This is a genomic window from Paenibacillus sp. GCM10023252 (assembly GCF_042653305.1).
Taxonomy (GTDB): Bacteria; Bacillota; Bacilli; order Paenibacillales; family Paenibacillaceae; genus Pristimantibacillus.
Genome location: NZ_JBHSHW010000009.1, coordinates 290,229 through 306,313 on the forward strand (window position 1 = coordinate 290,229; position 16,085 = coordinate 306,313).

Genomic DNA, 16,085 nt, shown 5'->3' on the forward strand with positions numbered 1-16,085 from the left:
TAAGGGGGATGCATAACGATGAAACGAGTAATTGAGGCTGATATTGTGGTATGCGGAGGCGGGCCGGCAGGCGTGAATGCCGCGATTGCTGCGGGAAGAAGCGGGGCGAAGACGGTATTAATCGAGCGATATGGATTCATCGGAGGGATGTCTACCGCTGCGCTGGTCTATCCTTGGATGACCTTCCATACGATGGAGGGCAAGCAGGTAACGAAGGGAATTGCACAGGAGATGGTGGAGCGATTAATGGCGCAGAATGCTTCGCCCGGCCATATTCGCGATACGGTAGGCTTCACCCATACCCTTACCCCCTATCATCCCGAAGTCTATAAGGTGCTGGCTGTAGATATGCTGAAGGAAGCGGGGGTCAAGCTGCTGTTCCACTGCTTCGTTGATGGTGTTGAGGTGGGTGATGATGGTCGGATAGAGTCCGTTCAGTTAACGTCGAAGTCTGGACGCATGGACATCAAGGGCAAGATCTTCATCGACACGACGGGTGATGCGGATCTAGCCTACCTGTCGGGAGCTCCTTGTGTGCAAGGGCGAGATGAGGATCACAAGACGCAGCCGATGACGATGAAGTTCCGTATGCGGGGCGTTAACCTGGCAGAGGTTAAGCAATATATGATGGATCACCCTGATGAGTTCTATTCCAAAACACCAATAGCAGAACTTCCTGAGCTCCATCTATCAGGGATATGCGGCTTCTACAAGCATTGGAAGGAAGCGAACTTGCCGATTAATCGGGATCAAGTATTATTCTTCACAGGGCCGGAGGAGGATGAGGTTCTCGTGAATACCACTCGCGTACAGGGATTGGATGGGACGAATGTAGAGGATCTAACCGAAGCAGAGGAGCTGGGACGCAAGCAGGTGCTGGAGGTGGCAGCGTTCATGCAGAGCTGCCTGCCAGGCTTCGATAAGGCTTCCATCTCCTCGGTAGGCGCTCAGATCGGCATTCGAGAGACGAGAAGAATAGAAGGGCAGTATTCACTGCAATTAAGCGATGTAGTGGAAGGACGCCGCTTCCATGACGTAATCGCGCGAAGCGGCTACCCGATTGATATTCATAGTCCTTCCGGCAAGGGAGTAACCTCGAGCTTGATCGGCGGAGACGGTGCCTATGATATCCCATATCGCAGCCTGCTGCCCAAGCGAATTCACAATCTGCTAACAGGCGGACGCTGCATCTCGACTTCGCATGAGGCGCTGGGAACGACCAGACTTACTCCTAGCTGCATGGCTACAGGACAAGCGGCGGGAGCGGCTGCCGGCATAGCCGTTAGGCATGGTGTGCGGCCAAGCGATGTGAATATTGACGAGCTGCAGGCCGCTCTCCGGGCCGGGGGGGCGGTGCTGGAGTAGGCAGCAGGTGCTGGAATATTATGTAGGTGCAGGTGAGGCTGCATGTTCAGGTTAGGCTTGAGGTGCTGGAATAGGATATAGTGCAGGTGATAATCTTCGGTTAAGCGGAGGATGGTTCTGGCAAGGGGGACGGTTGTTCTGCCCATAGGGAGAGGATAGCCGTTGTCCTCGTCTGGAGCTGCATAGAAGCGGCTCTATATTTTGAACCCAATCTCGAATAAGTGGGATTGCAGGGGCAGCAGAAATAAAGGTACATTAAGGGAGGTAATGATGTAAGCGTTAACATTAATCGGTCGAAGGAGCTGAATGATGAACGTGGCGAAGAGAGAAGAGATTAGAGCAAGTCAAGTGAGTACGAAGCAGGTGCCCGTTAGCAAGCGATGGCTGTGCGGCGTACTAGGAGCAGCTCTAGTGACCACCCTTGTTGGAGGTGTATCCATGGAGACGGCAAGTGCAGCAGCACCGCATGATGCCATTAGAGAGAAGTGGAGGAACACGCTGACCGGCGGCTTGTCCTTGAACACTTCGGATCCAGATATTGCAAGTCAGATCGAGACTCTGGATGTAAGTGTATCTACTTGTACGAGTGCGCCTTGCTCCACCGGTACGGGCTATTGGGATAAGATGGATACGACGCCTTCCGGCTACTTGTGGCAGGACCTGGCCAGCTCCACGAACACGGCAATCATTCGGCAGAATTATGACCGGCTGAAGGCCATGGCGCTTGCGTATACGACAGAAGGCTCCAGGTTCCAAGGCCATACTGCCCTGAAGAGCCATATCATTACCGGATTAGAATGGCTGTATGCTAATCGCTATTACATTCGTCCTGCCTTCGGCAACTGGTGGGATCTAGAGATTGGCATCCCTCTTCGCCTACAGGATATTATTACGCTGCTCTATACAGACTTGACGGCTGAGCAGCGTACCAACTACTTGAATGTTGTCGGACACTTTACCCCGAACTGCAATACCTATCTCGATAACTACACGGCAACTGGGGCGAACCGGGTGTGGAAGTGTACCGTACTCGCCCAGCATGGCATTCTGGCGTCGGATGATGATAAGCTGCTTCGTGCCAAAAACGGATTAAGCGATACCGACACGGGAAACGGCAGCAAAAGCGTATTCCAATATACGACTAGCGGAGACGGCTTCTACGCCGCGGACGGGGGCTTCATCCAGCATGGCAAGCATCCATACAATGGCGGATACGGCATCTCATTCCTAAGCGATCTCTCGAAGCTGCTCTACCTGCTGCATGGCTCCACGTGGCAGGTGACCGACCCGAATGTGAACAATCTGTATGAATGGATCGGGGACTCCTATGAACCTCTCATCTATAAGGGAGCGTTCCTAGACATGTTCCGGGGGCGTGAGATTGCTAGAAGCGCATCGCAGGATCATATGGCGGGTCATCGGGCGGTGTCAGCCATCATTAGACTGTCCCAGATTGCTCCTTCTTCGTATGCGGCTGAATATAAGAGGATGGTCAAGTACTGGATACAATCGGACACCTACTCAAGCTATTATTCAGATTCCAGTGTAGAGATGATTACGCGCGCTAAGGCAATTATGCAGGATAGCAGCGTTACACCGAGAGGCGAGCTTGTGAAGCATAAGCGGATGCCTTCGATAGATCGAGTCGTCCATCTCCGGCCGGGCTTCGGCTTCGGCGTCAGCATGCACTCCAGCCGAATCTATAATTATGAGTCCATTAATCAAGAGAATAAGCATGGCTGGTATACCGGGGAAGGGATGACCTATCTGTACAATTCAGATCTGGCGCAATATAGCGGGGACTATTGGGCAACGGTGGATCCCTACAGACTGCCTGGCACCACGGTTGATACGATGGCTAAGTCAGATAGTGCCAATCAGAGCACGGCAAGCAGCAGCTCCTGGGCAGGCGGCGTAACCTCTAATGATGGTCTGTACGGGGTAAGCGGCATGGAGCTGGACGCGCTGGACAGTGCATTGACAGCTAAGAAGTCTTGGTTTATGTTGGATGACGAGATTGTCGCACTTGGAGCAGGTATTACGAACACGACAGATAACCGCACGATCGTGACGACGGTAGATAATCGCAAGCTTACCCCAGCTGGCAATCAAGAGGTTCGGGTCAATTCGACCACGAATGTCCGTCCGACGACTATGAGCTTAGTGGAGCGCTTCGATAATACGAATTGGATTCATCTGGCTGGAAATACTGCTGGTGCAGATATCGGCTACTACTTCCCGCAACCAGAGAGAGTATACGGCAAGCGTGAAGTGAGAGCGGGCTCGTGGCTTGATATTAACGCGGGAGATACGAAGACCGCCACGGTATCCAATCCCTATATGAGCTTCGTCATCTCGCATGACAGCGCACCGAATAATGATGATTATGCTTATGTGCTGCTGCCAGGTAAGTCAGCAAGCCAGGTTGCCGCCTATGCAGGGGCCCCGAATATTACGGTAACTGCGAATGATGCAGGTGCTCAAGCGGTCAGGCATGATGCGGCAGGCTTGAAGCTGACCGCTGCTAACTTCTGGACGGATGCAGTCCGCACAGCCAGCGGGATTACAAGCAACAAGAAGGCATCCATTATCGTCAAGGAGACCGCTTCCGCCTACGAGATATCCGTATCGGATCCAACACAGCTGAATACGGGCACGATCTCCGTTCAAGTTGCGGGTACGGTAACTGGTGTAGCCTCGAAGGATGCTTCCATTACAGCGTCTTCGGGCAGTGCAATCTCCTTCACCGTTGCTGTGTCAGGCAGCAAGGGCAAGAGCCATCGAATCGTGTATAACAAATAACAAGTCATAACAGAGGAAGGGTTCGGTACCGTGCCGAGTCCTTCCTTCCTTTACATAAATATGGGGTACAGAAGGGGGCGCGGGGGATGATGAGGAAGCTAACAGGGCCATTCCTGCCTCTAAGAATTAAGTTCATTATTCTGTTCGTCGTCTTAATTATTATCCCGTTCGCCGTCAGCGGAGCCATCACCTATTCCAGATATACAAGTGATGTGGAACGAACATCAGGGGAATTCGCCGATCAGCTGGCTCAGCAGATTCGGTTCAATCTGGACCGATATGTGAAGGAGATGGAGCGGTTAACGCTCGCTCCGTTGTACGATGAAGCAGTACTCAGCATTATGAATAAGCATAGCGGCCCTTATGCTGGAGACAGCTACCTGCCGGCTAGCGAGCAGAACAAGATGACGTTGTTCCTATCCTCTCTCTCCTTCAGCAGGTCGGAGATTCGCGGTATCTATCTGTTCGGTAATGACGGCACCTTGTTCAGTGAAGGCAGAATGGACATTGGCAATACCTGGACAGAGCAAGGGAATGAGTGGATGAACGAGGTCATCGCTGCAGAAGGAGGGCTTGTCATCGTAGAACCGCATCAGGCGGTCTATCATCATACACCCGGCGAAGACCGAGTCATCTCCATCGCTCGCGCACTTCGAGATCCTAATCATTATGCAAGGATCGGTATAATTAGCGTCGATCTGCCAGCTTCGCAGTTCCAGCAGATTTTCTCCCAGGTGAAGTTCACAGCCAACAGCAAGCTTCGTATTGTTAATGCCGAAGGCGAAGTCTTGTATCCCGATCCTGCTATTGTGCAAGAGCAACCGGACGGAGTGAAGGAGGTGCTGGAAGCTTCAGCTGTGTCTGACTATACCGGAATGACCATCAGTGCTTATATTCCACTGGCCGACCTCCACAAGGATGCTATTGCCTTAAGCCGCTTCACCGCATTCATCTCGATCCTCTCCTTGGCCGCAGCCTGTGTGCTCGCTGTTGTGTCGGCGAATCACTTGGTTAAGCCAATTCGCCATCTGCAGAGCAAGATGAAGCTAGTCAGGCAAGGGGCTCTAAGTGAGCGGGCAACCGTAACGACACAGGATGAGATTGGTCAACTAACTGAATCGTTCAACGGCATGATTGTGGAGCTCGAGCATCTCGTGAAGGAAGTGTACGAGACGAAGCTGCGGGAGAAGGATGCGGCGCTATCCGCCCTGCAGAGCCAGATGAATCCGCACTTCCTGTACAACACGCTGGAGACGATGAATATGCTGGCGATCCAGAAGGATCAATATGAGCTGTCCGGGCTTGTAACGAGCCTTGGGAGACTCTTGCGCTACACAGTTGACCATGAGGAGAGATTCGTCCTGTTAAGCGACGAGCTCAGCTTCTGTGAAGCTTATCTGCAGATTCAGTCCTATCGCTTGAACAATCGTCTTAGAACGGAGATCTATGTCGATCCTTCCTTGTATGGTGCAAGGATCCCGAAGCTGCTGCTGCAGCCGTTCATTGAGAATGTCATTGATCATGCACTGGAGGACCGGGTCGTCCATATGACCATTAAGGCAGATACTCAAGGCGATGATCTTCTGCTGCGGATACAGGATGACGGGGCTGGACTGTCGGCGGAGAGGGCTGCACAGCTCATCCAATCGCTGCATCGCAGAGATATGGAGACGGGCAGCAGCAGCGGAGGACCGGCCTATGGTCAGCGTAGGAGAGGCTTCGCACTTCGGAATGTTCATCAGCGTCTGCAGCTGATGTACGGAGCGGAATACGGGCTCACACTGGAACGCACCGAGCGCGGAAGCTCCTTCTGCGTGCGGATGCCATTCGAATGGGAGGAATAAGCATGCTGCAAGTGCTTCTGGTTGAGGATGAAGCTTCTATCCGCTCTGGACTGAAGAAGCTGATTGAAGAGGTAATTGGCGGATTCGTCGTGGCGAAGGAGGCCGAGAATGGGCGTGAGGCGCTTGGCTGGCTTCGTACAAGTGCGGCGCCCGACCTGTTAATTACGGATATACGAATGAAGGAGCTGAATGGCCTAGATCTCATTGATCAAGTGAGGGAGCTGCTCCCTGATCTTCCGATTCTCATTATTAGCGGATACAATGACTTCGAATACGCGAAGCGGGCCATGAAGAATCGGGTATCGGACTATATTCTGAAGCCTGTTGATCGAGTCGAATTGTCTCAGTACTTAACTCGTATCCGTCAACAGCTGGCTGGCAGCAGCAGGAATGAAGAGAGCGACCCCATGACAGCGGCGCTTGAGTCACCCTCTCCTGAAGCGGCTGCGTCACATCCTGTTATTCGCCGTGTACTCGAGCTCGTACGAGAGCGTCTGCACCTGGATGTGTCCCTGCAGGCGATTGCAACGATCGTTCATCTTAATCCGCAATACTTATCCGCCTTGTTCAAGCAAGAGGTAGGACGGAACTTCATTGAATATGTAACAGAGTGCAGAATGGAGAAGGCGAAGCAGCTGCTGCGAGACACGGGTCTGAAGATCTACGAGGTTGGCGAGATGTCAGGTTATACCAATGCTAAGCACTTCATGAGCGTGTTCAAGAGCTCCGTTGGACAGACGCCTGGAGAATACAGAGAGACGATTAAGAACAAGCGTTAAGGGCAATCATCTCGATAAATCGAACTGTATCTATAATCCCCCTCCTTACTCACTCTCGAGGGGGTCTAGTATAATCAACTTGTAAACGCTTCATGGAAGCGTTAACACACCTTGAGGAATGAGGGGATAGACAGATGAAAAAAAATCTAGCCATCGTATTATCCATGCTCCTGTTAATGACGCTGCTAGCTGCGTGCGGGAACAGTAATGAGGGACCGGCAGAGAACGTAGAGAAAAACACGGCCGCGGAAGAACAGAAGGAAGTGAAGCTTCAGTTCGGAATATGGGGCGATGATGCACGCAAAAAAGTGTTCGAGGATCTGCTGGTTAAATACAAGGAAAAGCATCCCAACGTGAACGTAGAGGTTGTGCTCATCCCGTTCGCGGAATATCAGCAGAAGCTGTCGATTATGATGGCGTCCAAGACTGCGCCTGATCTCGTATGGCTGGCGGAGAGAATGATTCCTCAGTTCGTAGAGACGAATCAGCTGATGGACATTAGCTCAATTTCCGAGGATGCAGCATATGATTATGCAGATTTGTTTGAGAGCTCGATGGATATTTTCCGCAAGGATGGCAAGCTGTACGGTGTTCCCTTCACCAGCCCTCCGAAGGTCATCTTCTTCAACAAGTCCTTGTTCGAGGCCAAAGGTCTGAAGAACCCGCTTGAACTGCATAAGGAAGGGAAATGGACCTATGAGGAGATGCTTAAAGCGGCAGCTGCTCTAACCGATCCAGCTAATGGCGTATATGGCTTGAACTTATTCGGCGCAAACGGCTGGAAGGGCTGGCAGGATGCGTTGATGGAGACGATCTGGGCTTACGGGGCTGATCTGTTCAGCGAAGACGGCACGAAGTTCCTCCTGAATTCACCGGAAGGCGAGCAGGTGCTGACGATGCTGAACAACGCCATCTTCCAAGACAAGGTACACATCAAGCCAGGTGACCAGACAACCTTCGAATCAGGCAAAATCGCGATGGGAAGATATAACTTCTCTTATGCAGCGAATGCTCGCAAAGCGTCCGGCTTCGAGTGGGATATCGCTCCAATGCCGCAAGGACCGGTTACGGATGCCCCTACCGCAGTAGGTCTTGCTGGATATGCCGTTACGGAGAGCACGAAGCATCCGAAGGAGACGGTTGAATTGCTGAAGTATCTGACAGGCAAGGAAGTAATGACGGAGCTGTCCGGTACATTCGTACCGAACCGCAAGTCGGTCATTAGCTCGGAAGACTTCTTGAAGGCTGCGGAGCAACCTTCGGCTGAAGCCATTCAGGCTGCACTAATTGATCGTATTGATGGCGGCGTACGTGTACAGCCATCTCATAAGAACTGGCAGCAGATTGATGTGAAGGTTCAGACGGTTATGGATTATCTCTACTCGCAGAGCGGTTCGGTCAAGGATGTATTGAACAAGATGGAGCAGGAAGTCACTCCGCTATTAAAGTAATCGATTAGGAAGGGAGCCCGTTCTAAGACGAGCTTAGGTGAGGCTTGGAGCGGGCACGCCCAGCTAGCTAGAGAGAGAATGATTAGCAGCGGAAGGAGTGAGTTCATCAGGATGAGTGCGAAAGTACAAGGCACGACGGCAGGCGCATTAGCCCCGCCGAAAAAGCAGCAGAAGAGCAAGCTGATGGCAAGTGATAAGTGGTACGGCTACGCTTTTATTTCCCCTATGGTGTTAGGCTATTTGATCTTCCTGCTCGGGCCGATTGTGGCAGCCTTTGCTATGAGCTTCACCAACTGGTCCTTAATTAAGGAATTGGAATTTACAGGACTCGCTAATTATCGGAGAGCCTTCTCAGAGGATCCGGTGTTCTGGGAGACGGTAACGAACACCTTATACTTCACGGTAGGGCTTGTGCCGCTTAATATTATCATTACCCTTGGGCTGGCGCTGCTGCTTAAGGATCGGATATTCGGAATCAGCTTTTTCCGAACGGCCATTTTTACACCGGTTGTTACTTCCGTTGTCGTATGGGCGATTATATGGAAGTATATTTTCCAGACGGATAATGGACTTATTAATACGGTGCTCAAGCTGTTCGGAGCCGAAGGGCCTGCGTGGCTCTACGATATGGAACTGGCGATGCCCGTCGTCATCCTGGTCACCTTGCTTAAGGGGCTGGGGATGAATATGGTCATCTTCCTCGCTGCGCTTAATGACGTTCCAACAATGTATTACGAAGCTGCGAAGATTGATGGAGCCAGCAGATGGAAGACGTTCACGAATGTGACGCTGCCGCTCATTACCCCTTCGGTGTTCCTCGTCCTGATCATCACCATGATTGGCTCGCTGAAGGTGTTCGGCCAGATCTACGTTATGACCGGCGGCGGTCCGGGTACGAGTACGTATGTGTTCGTGTACTATATCTATGAGCAGGCGTTCAAGATGTACGAGTTCGGTTATGCATCGGCAGTTGCCTTCATTCTGTTCGCCATTATTCTAGTCCTGACGCTGCTGCAGTGGACGGTACGCAAAAGGTGGGTGCACCATGAACAATAATCGTGCGAAAAAGTGGCTGAAGCAGCTGCCCAAGCATCTCATCCTATGGAGCGTAACCCTCATCATGCTGGCTCCGTTCTACTGGATGGTAACGACTTCGCTGAAGCCATACAGCAAGGTGCTGCAGTTCCCGCCGCAATGGTGGCCGCAGCCGATCGCTTGGAGCAACTATGTTGATCTGTTCAAGCTGCAGCCGTTCCACCTGTATATGTTCAACAGCTTGTATATCGCCGTAGTCGTCACAGTGGGAACGTGTATCTTCGCGGCTCTGGCCGGCTATGCCTTCGCCAAGCTGCAATTTCCGTTCAAGAATACGATCTTCCTCATCCTGCTGAGCAGCATGATGATTCCGACGGAGGTGACCGCCATTCCCATGTTCACTTGGCTGGGCAAGCTGGGGCTCGTGGATACCCACTTCCCGCTCATCTTCCCGCCTATGCTGGGGGCAGGAGGCATGTTCGGCGTCTTCCTCTGCCGACAATTCTTCATCACCATTCCGAATGATCTGGATGAAGCGGCTAAGATTGACGGCTGTACGCCATGGCGGACTTTCTACAGGATCATGCTGCCACTGGCCTCACCGGCGATGGCGACCTTGTCGATCTTCACCTTCCTGCACAGCTGGAACGAGTTCTTCGAGCCGCTCGTCTACTTAAGCTCGAGCAAGCTGTACACGATTCCGCTGGCTCTGTCACTGTTCACAACGGAGAGCGGAACACAATGGCATCTCATTATGGCTGCTTCGGTTGTAGCCACCTTGCCGCTGCTCACGGTATTCTTCTTCGCGCAGAAGAAGTTCATTGAGGGCGTGGCGATGACGGGGATGAAGTAAAGTTATAAAATGTTGAATAGCCTTACATCCGTTTGCGGATGTAAGGCTTTCCGTTTTTCTCGCTATAAAATTTAAAGTCAATAATAAAGTAACAAACTTTTTTTCTTCATATCGGCAACTTTTCACAACGGGGCTCGTCTAGAGATTGGAGTGGAATACCAACCAACATACATGAAGAGGTGGATGACTATGAAGAAGAAGATGCAATGGAAGACTGTAACGGCTGCTGCTGTGCTGACACTTACTCTGGCTGGACAATCCTTCGCTGCCACGAGCCCGTTCCAAGATGTAAAAGGAACTCCTGCAGAGGATAAAATTAATGTGCTGTTCGAACAGGGTGTAATTAAAGGAATCAGCGATGACAAATTTGCCCCGGGTGCCGTCGTTACAGCAGCACAAGGCGTTCAGCTTATTGTCAATGCTCTTGATCTTAATCTGGATCTAGTGAGATTCGTGAAGGAGCCGCTTGCTACCGATTACTTCAAGCATGCAGATAACAAGGCATGGTATGCTCAGACACTCATTATTGCGGCTGTCAATAACTTGGAGCTGCCGGCTGATCTGAAGCCAACGGACAAATGGACTCGTGAGGAATTCACTCATCAACTGATTAGCGCCATCGAGCAGCATGCGAACCTGCCAGAGATTAAGCTAGCGCCGGTAGAAGTGAAGGATCAAGAGCTGCTTACTCCTGAATACGATGGCTCTCTGCAGCGCGCCCTCGCTTACGGAGTAGTTAAGCTCGATGAGGCAGGGAAGTTCAACCCTAAGGCTGAGCTTACACGCGGTGAAGCAGCGGAGCAGATCTACAACGCTTTAGAGTATATTAAGGCACATCCAGCACCAGAATCGTTAGAAACGGATACAGAGCCAGCAGCTAATTAATAAGCTGCGAAACGTGTTACTCCATGACAGCACTAGAAGAACTGCTTGAACTGCTGTTGCTTAAGATACAGGGAAGGGCTGATGCCCTTCTTTTTTTTGAACAATCTGCTGAAGTAGAACGGATCCTGGAAGCCGCACTGGGAAGCGGCCTCGCCAATACTTACCCCTTGCTCCATCAGCTTGGCGGCCATAAGGAGACGGGTCTGGTTGACGTATTCAATAGGAGACATGCCTGTGAACGCGCGAAAGGCTTGTCCAAAGTAGGAAGAGGAAAGACCTCCTAACTCTGCCAGCTGAGAGAGGGTAATCGGACGAGCATAGTTCAACTCGATATAATCCATTACATGTCTCATACGAATACGATAAGGATGATTCTCGGAGAGGAATACGTCAGGCTGCAGCAGCTCATGAAGAATGAGCATGAACAAGCTTCTGCACTTCATCATGGAATTGTCCAGCTTATTAGACCAAGTCTGTGCCAGCTCACCGAACATTCGGGCTATAGTGTCGAATCGGGACACCGTAGAGTATGTGGGGAGAGGAAGGTGCTTCCTGTCTATAACGGATGCTTGAGAAGAACTCTCACCCGTCAGGTCTGTAAGGATGAAGTTAATGCCATAGCAATGCATGAGATTGACAGGATTCGTCGCATAACCGTAGTGAGCCCCCTTGGGCTGATAGACCAGCATGCCTGGATGCAAGGCTGTGGATTGCCCGTCACGATAGGCCGTTCCTGATCCGGATACGATGAACATGAGATTATGGTAGTCCGAACGGGTCTCTTGAGTGACGGACCAGGAAGGGTAGGTATGGCGATCAGCCATATGAAGAATAGTGGGGACCGTGAAGGTCCATGGCTCAGTTATTCCCATAAGTGAGCATTCGTCCTCTCATAAGCAGGGTTGGTGTCCGGTTATTAACCGAGAGAATGTCCATGTACCTATGTATTATGCATGTTCAGCCTCTACTGATGCAACTACAATAGCGCTAAGAGCTGGATATTATAGGCCTAACTTACGAGGGGATGAATAACTAATGTTACATGATAAGCAGGAGTCAGGCGAAGAGGTCCGCAGCTATTGGCTGCATTCGATGAGAACGATTGTGGATCCTGTCTATCAATCGCTGCGTGACAGACAGTTGAAGGAGCTTATTCCAGTCCATGAGGGGAGGAAGGGCAGAGAGCTGTTCACCTGTCTGGAAGCGCTGGGCCGTTCCTTGTGCGGAATGGCACCATGGCTGGAATGTCCATCTATCATAGGGGAAGAGGAGAAGCTGCGGCAAGAGTATGCCGCACTCGCTAGAGAAGCGATTAATGCAGGCACGGATCCCAAGTCTCCTGATTATATGAACTTCAACGAAGGGGAACAGCCGGTTGTGGATGCAGCATTCCTCGCTCATGCACTGCTTCGTGCCCCGATAGAGCTTGTGGAGAAGCTGGAGTCAGGAGTGAAGCGCAATGTCATAGCGGCGCTGCAGAGCACTCGCGATATCAAGCCCCATCACAATAACTGGCTGCTGTTCAGCGGGATCGTGGAGGCTGCCATACACCGGCTTGGTGAGAAGTATGATAAGATGCGCGTTGATTATGCGATTAGGCAGCACGAGCAGTGGTACAAGGGTGATGGGGCATACGGGGACGGGCCCAGCTATCACTGGGATTATTACAACAGCTATGTCATTCAGCCGATGCTTGTTGACTTGCTGGATGTATTCGCTTCGGATCGTTCGGACTGGCTCAGTATTCAGACTAATGTACTGGCAAGAGCGGAACGGTATGCTGCTGTACAGGAACGATTGATCTCGCCTGAAGGGACATTCCCGCCGATTGGACGGTCGCTCGCTTATCGGTTCGGCGCACTGCAGCATCTAGCCCAGATGTCGCTTCAGCACCGTCTTCCGGGGGAGCTGCCGCCGGGGCAAGTGCGAAGCGCACTAACCGCGGTGATCCGGAGAACGATGGACATGCCAGGCAACTTCGACTCCCAAGGGTGGTTAACCATCGGTCTGTGCGGCCATCAGGAGGAGATCGGGGAGCCTTACATCTCCACTGGAAGCTTATACTTATGTTCGGCCGTATTCCTGCCGCTTGGCCTCCCCCCGGCTGACGACTTCTGGCAGCAACCCTCAGCGCCTTGGACCTCGGTTAGAGCGTGGGGCGGTCAGTCATTCCCGATTGATCATGCTCTTCGCTGAGCTGCTGGGCCTGCTGGCGAATAATACAGAGTAGTCACCCTAAGGAATAATTACTTCTGCCGCTGCCGTACATGCACTTATAGGCCGCCGCCCACATAGACTAGAGAACAGACTTCAATGTTCGCCGGGAGCGAGGGGAAGCTCAAGTCTCCTCCTCCAGGCAATTCAACGTGGGGGTGTCCGGTTCATGGGCTTATTTGCGGCAATCGCTCTGTTCATTAAGCAACTGTCTCTTCTTGTCTCGTATGTCAAAAACAATGCATTTCCTCAGCCGCTGCATGAGGATGAAGAAATGAAGCATCTGAAGCTGATGGCCGAAGGCAACCAGCACTCACGTAATCTCTTAATTGAACATAATCTTCGGTTAGTTGCACACATAGTCAAGAAGTTCGACAATACAGGAGAGGATCTGGAAGATTTGATTAGCATTGGGACAATCGGCTTGATTAAGGCGATTGAGAGCTTCCAGACGGGAAAAGGCACCAAACTTGCTACCTTCGCCGCGCGATGTATTGAGAACGAGATTCTCATGCATCTTCGCAGCTTGAAGAAGACGCGCAAGGATGTATCGTTGCATGATCCTATCGGCACGGACAAGGAAGGCAATGAGATTACCTTAATAGATATTCTCGGTACAGAGAGTGATGATGTTGCGGATAAAGTTCAGCTGAAGATAGAGAAAAGCAAAATCTATCGCAACCTCGACATTCTGGACGATCGGGAGAAGGAAGTCATCATCGGCCGGTTCGGACTGGAGCTCGGCGGCGATGAGCGGACGCAGCGGGAGATTGCGAAGGAGCTGGGAATTTCGCGGAGCTATGTGAGTCGAATTGAGAAGCGCGCTCTGATGAAGCTGTATCATGAGTTTTATAAGGCGAAGAAATGATGATATTAAGACACAAACACTTGTTAACAGGTGTTTGTGTCTTTTAATTTTGTTAACTCCGCTCCGTAGTTGCAGCAACTTCTAGCATGCCAGAATGTTTGGAGTAATGAGATTTTTTATTTATGACTAATGATTCTCGAAACTCCTCTCCGGGGCTTATGAAGCTACTGCTATGGTATAATTCGAATATTTGCTTTGCACTGGAGGCTGAGGTTGAGATGAACCGCACACAAGACCTAGGTAAGTTAAACAAACTAACAGGAGACCGTGCAAAATTAGACGCAAAAGCAAATGGTACCTACATATTGTTCGAATGAACGAAAGTCGTCCTAATCTATTTCCGCTTGCGCAGCCGGTACTGCAAGCTTTGCCGGCTGAGCCCGAGCTCGGTTGCAGCCTTGGAAACGTTGCCGTTATTGCGGGCAACAGCGTCCTCGATGCAGCGCTGCTCGAAGGCGTCCACGCGGGCGCGGAGGGTGCCGGGGGAGGCAGCTGCTGCGGATGACGCCAAAGCGTGCTTAGCGTCCCGTGCGCTCTGAGCAGCTAAAGCATCCGCCTGCTGGTGCTCATGCAAGGGGCGCATCTCCCCCAGCTTTGCCATTCGGCTCGTCTCATAAATGGGCAAATGCCGCATTTCCATAATGGGCTCGTCTTCCATTAAATTCATTGCACCCTCTATCAAATGCTGCAGCTCGCGAACGTTGCCCTGCCATTGATGCTGCTGCAGGAAGCTCGTTACCTCATCACTTATCCCCTGCACGTTCATGTCGAAGGCGCTGTTGAATTGGGCGATGAATGTTTTTGCGAGCAGCAGCACGTCCTGGCCGCGCTCGCGCAGCGGTGGCACGAATAGCGTTACAACCCCGAGGCGGTAATACAAATCCTTGCGCAACCGTCCTCCCTCTACCGCCCGAATTGGATCCTCGTTCAGCGCAGCGATAATGCGGATGTTTATCGGGCGCTCTTTCGTATCGCCGATGCGGCGGATCACTTTCTCTTGCAGCGCGCGAAGCAGTTTTGCCTGCAGCGGCATGCTGAGCGAGTTCACCTCGTCGAGAAACAGCGTGCCTCCCTCAGCCTGCTCAAAGAGACCTTTACGTTCGGTTGCTCCTGTGAACGCGCCGGGCACCGTGCCGAACAGCAGGCTCTCAATAAGCGTATCCGGCAGAGCGGCGCAGTTTTGCGAGATGAACGGCTGTTCTCCGCGAGAGCTCGCCTGATGAATGCTTTGAACGAACAGCTCCTTCCCCGTACCGGTTTCGCCTACCACAAGCACGGATGATGAGGTTCGCGCGGCCCGCTTGGCGTTCTGAATGACCTCGGCCAGCAGCGGACTTTGTCCGACAATTTGATCAAACGTATAGTACGCCGAGCCCCCACCGGCTCCAGATCCAGCGCCTTGCCGCAGCAAGTTGCCCTGCACCATTTTCATCATCTTCGTGACGTCACTTGCGATTTCCATGGCGCCAACCAGCACGTTGCCTTCCATAATGGGATACGTGTTGTTCAGCGTTGTGATCCGTTTGCCATTCCGGTTGTAGTACGTTTGCCGCACACCGAGAATGGGCCTTTGCAGTCTAAGCACGAGAAGAAGTGTACTTTCCTGACCTTCCGGAAAATGAAACACCTGATGGAGCGGCTTCCCCAACACATCCTCCGCCAGCATCGACTCCATCTCTATCATCTTTTGGTTATAAACGACGGTGATTGCTTGGGCATCTATAATATGAATGCCTTCGCTCAACTTGTTCGCCATTTCTTTATAGTATAGCAGCAGACGATGTAGCCCTGCGCTATCTTCTTGATTCATCGCTGATCGCCTCCATTTGCTCTTGCATTGTAGCATAAAATCGTTAGGGGCATGCAAAATTTTTTTGCAATCATTCGCAAAATTATTTGGCACTTATGCAAAATATTTTTGCTGTTTTCTTCCGTGCATGAGGAGAAAAGCTTACAACCATGCCGCTTCTATATGTTGGCGCGGTTTTT

Annotated in this window: 12 protein-coding genes; 10 read left to right on the top strand and 2 right to left on the bottom strand. The window is 51.6% G+C overall.

Annotated elements, in window-relative coordinates; all coding sequences use genetic code 11:
- The first annotated feature begins 18 nt into the window (after positions 1–18).
- From ACFO9Q_RS07265 to ACFO9Q_RS07300, 8 genes are all read left to right on the top strand, one after another.
- A complete protein-coding gene (locus ACFO9Q_RS07265; RefSeq protein ID WP_379180216.1) occupies positions 19–1,365 on the top strand; it encodes an FAD-dependent oxidoreductase in 1,347 nt (448 codons plus the stop codon).
- 315 nt (positions 1,366–1,680) lie between these two features.
- Positions 1,681–4,167: a polysaccharide lyase 8 family protein gene (locus ACFO9Q_RS07270; protein ID WP_379180218.1), complete on the top strand. Its 2,487-nt coding sequence runs from the start codon at positions 1,681–1,683 to the stop codon at positions 4,165–4,167.
- A gap of 86 nt (positions 4,168–4,253) precedes the next feature.
- A complete protein-coding gene (locus ACFO9Q_RS07275; RefSeq protein ID WP_379180220.1) occupies positions 4,254–6,011 on the top strand; it encodes a cache domain-containing sensor histidine kinase in 1,758 nt (585 codons plus the stop codon).
- 2 nt (positions 6,012–6,013) lie between these two features.
- Positions 6,014–6,790, top strand: a complete 777-nt coding sequence (locus ACFO9Q_RS07280) for a response regulator transcription factor (RefSeq protein WP_379180222.1) — start codon at positions 6,014–6,016, stop codon at positions 6,788–6,790.
- Positions 6,791–6,924: 134 nt separating this feature from the next.
- Positions 6,925–8,241: an ABC transporter substrate-binding protein gene (locus ACFO9Q_RS07285; RefSeq protein WP_379180224.1), complete on the top strand. Its 1,317-nt coding sequence runs from the start codon at positions 6,925–6,927 to the stop codon at positions 8,239–8,241.
- A gap of 111 nt (positions 8,242–8,352) precedes the next feature.
- Complete coding sequence (locus ACFO9Q_RS07290; RefSeq protein WP_379180226.1) at positions 8,353–9,297, top strand: carbohydrate ABC transporter permease; 945 nt, start codon at positions 8,353–8,355, stop codon at positions 9,295–9,297.
- Positions 9,287–10,129 (top strand): carbohydrate ABC transporter permease, encoded by an 843-nt coding sequence (locus tag ACFO9Q_RS07295; RefSeq protein WP_379180228.1) that lies wholly within the window; start codon positions 9,287–9,289, stop codon positions 10,127–10,129. The genes ACFO9Q_RS07290 and ACFO9Q_RS07295 overlap by 11 nt, the downstream gene beginning before the upstream one ends.
- Positions 10,130–10,318: 189 nt before the next feature.
- Positions 10,319–11,014: an S-layer homology domain-containing protein gene (locus ACFO9Q_RS07300; protein WP_379180230.1), complete on the top strand. Its 696-nt coding sequence runs from the start codon at positions 10,319–10,321 to the stop codon at positions 11,012–11,014.
- 32 nt (positions 11,015–11,046) lie between these two features.
- Here the strand turns inward: ACFO9Q_RS07300 and ACFO9Q_RS07305 are convergent, their stop codons facing one another.
- Positions 11,047–11,886, bottom strand: coding sequence for an AraC family transcriptional regulator (locus tag ACFO9Q_RS07305; RefSeq protein WP_379180232.1), 840 nt, complete (start codon positions 11,884–11,886; stop codon positions 11,047–11,049).
- Between the two features lie 163 nt (positions 11,887–12,049).
- Here ACFO9Q_RS07305 and ACFO9Q_RS07310 point away from each other — a divergent pair, with 163 nt between their 5' ends.
- Both ACFO9Q_RS07310 and sigK read left to right on the top strand, forming a co-directional pair.
- Positions 12,050–13,210: a DUF2264 domain-containing protein gene (locus ACFO9Q_RS07310; RefSeq protein ID WP_379180234.1), complete on the top strand. Its 1,161-nt coding sequence runs from the start codon at positions 12,050–12,052 to the stop codon at positions 13,208–13,210.
- 187 nt (positions 13,211–13,397) lie between these two features.
- Entirely contained in the window at positions 13,398–14,096 is a 699-nt protein-coding gene (gene sigK, locus ACFO9Q_RS07315; protein ID WP_379180236.1) for an RNA polymerase sporulation sigma factor SigK, read from the top strand.
- A gap of 334 nt (positions 14,097–14,430) precedes the next feature.
- On the opposite strand, the gene ACFO9Q_RS07320 is transcribed toward sigK, so the two are convergent.
- Entirely contained in the window at positions 14,431–15,906 is a 1,476-nt protein-coding gene (locus ACFO9Q_RS07320) for a sigma-54 interaction domain-containing protein (RefSeq protein ID WP_379180238.1), read from the bottom strand.
- Positions 15,907–16,085 lie beyond the last annotated feature (179 nt).

Bases quoted from the DNA above. Each gene is read 5' to 3' on its own strand.
- ACFO9Q_RS07310 (WP_379180234.1), top strand. From the start codon at position 12,050: ATGTTACATGATAAGCAGGAGTCAGGCGAAGAGGTCCGCAGCTATTGG.
- ACFO9Q_RS07290 (WP_379180226.1), top strand. From the start codon at position 8,353: ATGAGTGCGAAAGTACAAGGCACGACGGCAGGCGCATTAGCCCCGCCG.
- ACFO9Q_RS07275 (WP_379180220.1), top strand. From the start codon at position 4,254: ATGATGAGGAAGCTAACAGGGCCATTCCTGCCTCTAAGAATTAAGTTC.
- ACFO9Q_RS07305 (WP_379180232.1), bottom strand. From the start codon at position 11,886: ATGGGAATAACTGAGCCATGGACCTTCACGGTCCCCACTATTCTTCAT.
- ACFO9Q_RS07300 (WP_379180230.1), top strand. From the start codon at position 10,319: ATGAAGAAGAAGATGCAATGGAAGACTGTAACGGCTGCTGCTGTGCTG.
- ACFO9Q_RS07295 (WP_379180228.1), top strand. From the start codon at position 9,287: ATGAACAATAATCGTGCGAAAAAGTGGCTGAAGCAGCTGCCCAAGCAT.
- ACFO9Q_RS07285 (WP_379180224.1), top strand. From the start codon at position 6,925: ATGAAAAAAAATCTAGCCATCGTATTATCCATGCTCCTGTTAATGACG.
- ACFO9Q_RS07280 (WP_379180222.1), top strand. From the start codon at position 6,014: ATGCTGCAAGTGCTTCTGGTTGAGGATGAAGCTTCTATCCGCTCTGGA.
- sigK (WP_379180236.1), top strand. From the start codon at position 13,398: ATGGGCTTATTTGCGGCAATCGCTCTGTTCATTAAGCAACTGTCTCTT.
- ACFO9Q_RS07265 (WP_379180216.1), top strand. From the start codon at position 19: ATGAAACGAGTAATTGAGGCTGATATTGTGGTATGCGGAGGCGGGCCG.
- ACFO9Q_RS07320 (WP_379180238.1), bottom strand. From the start codon at position 15,906: ATGAATCAAGAAGATAGCGCAGGGCTACATCGTCTGCTGCTATACTAT.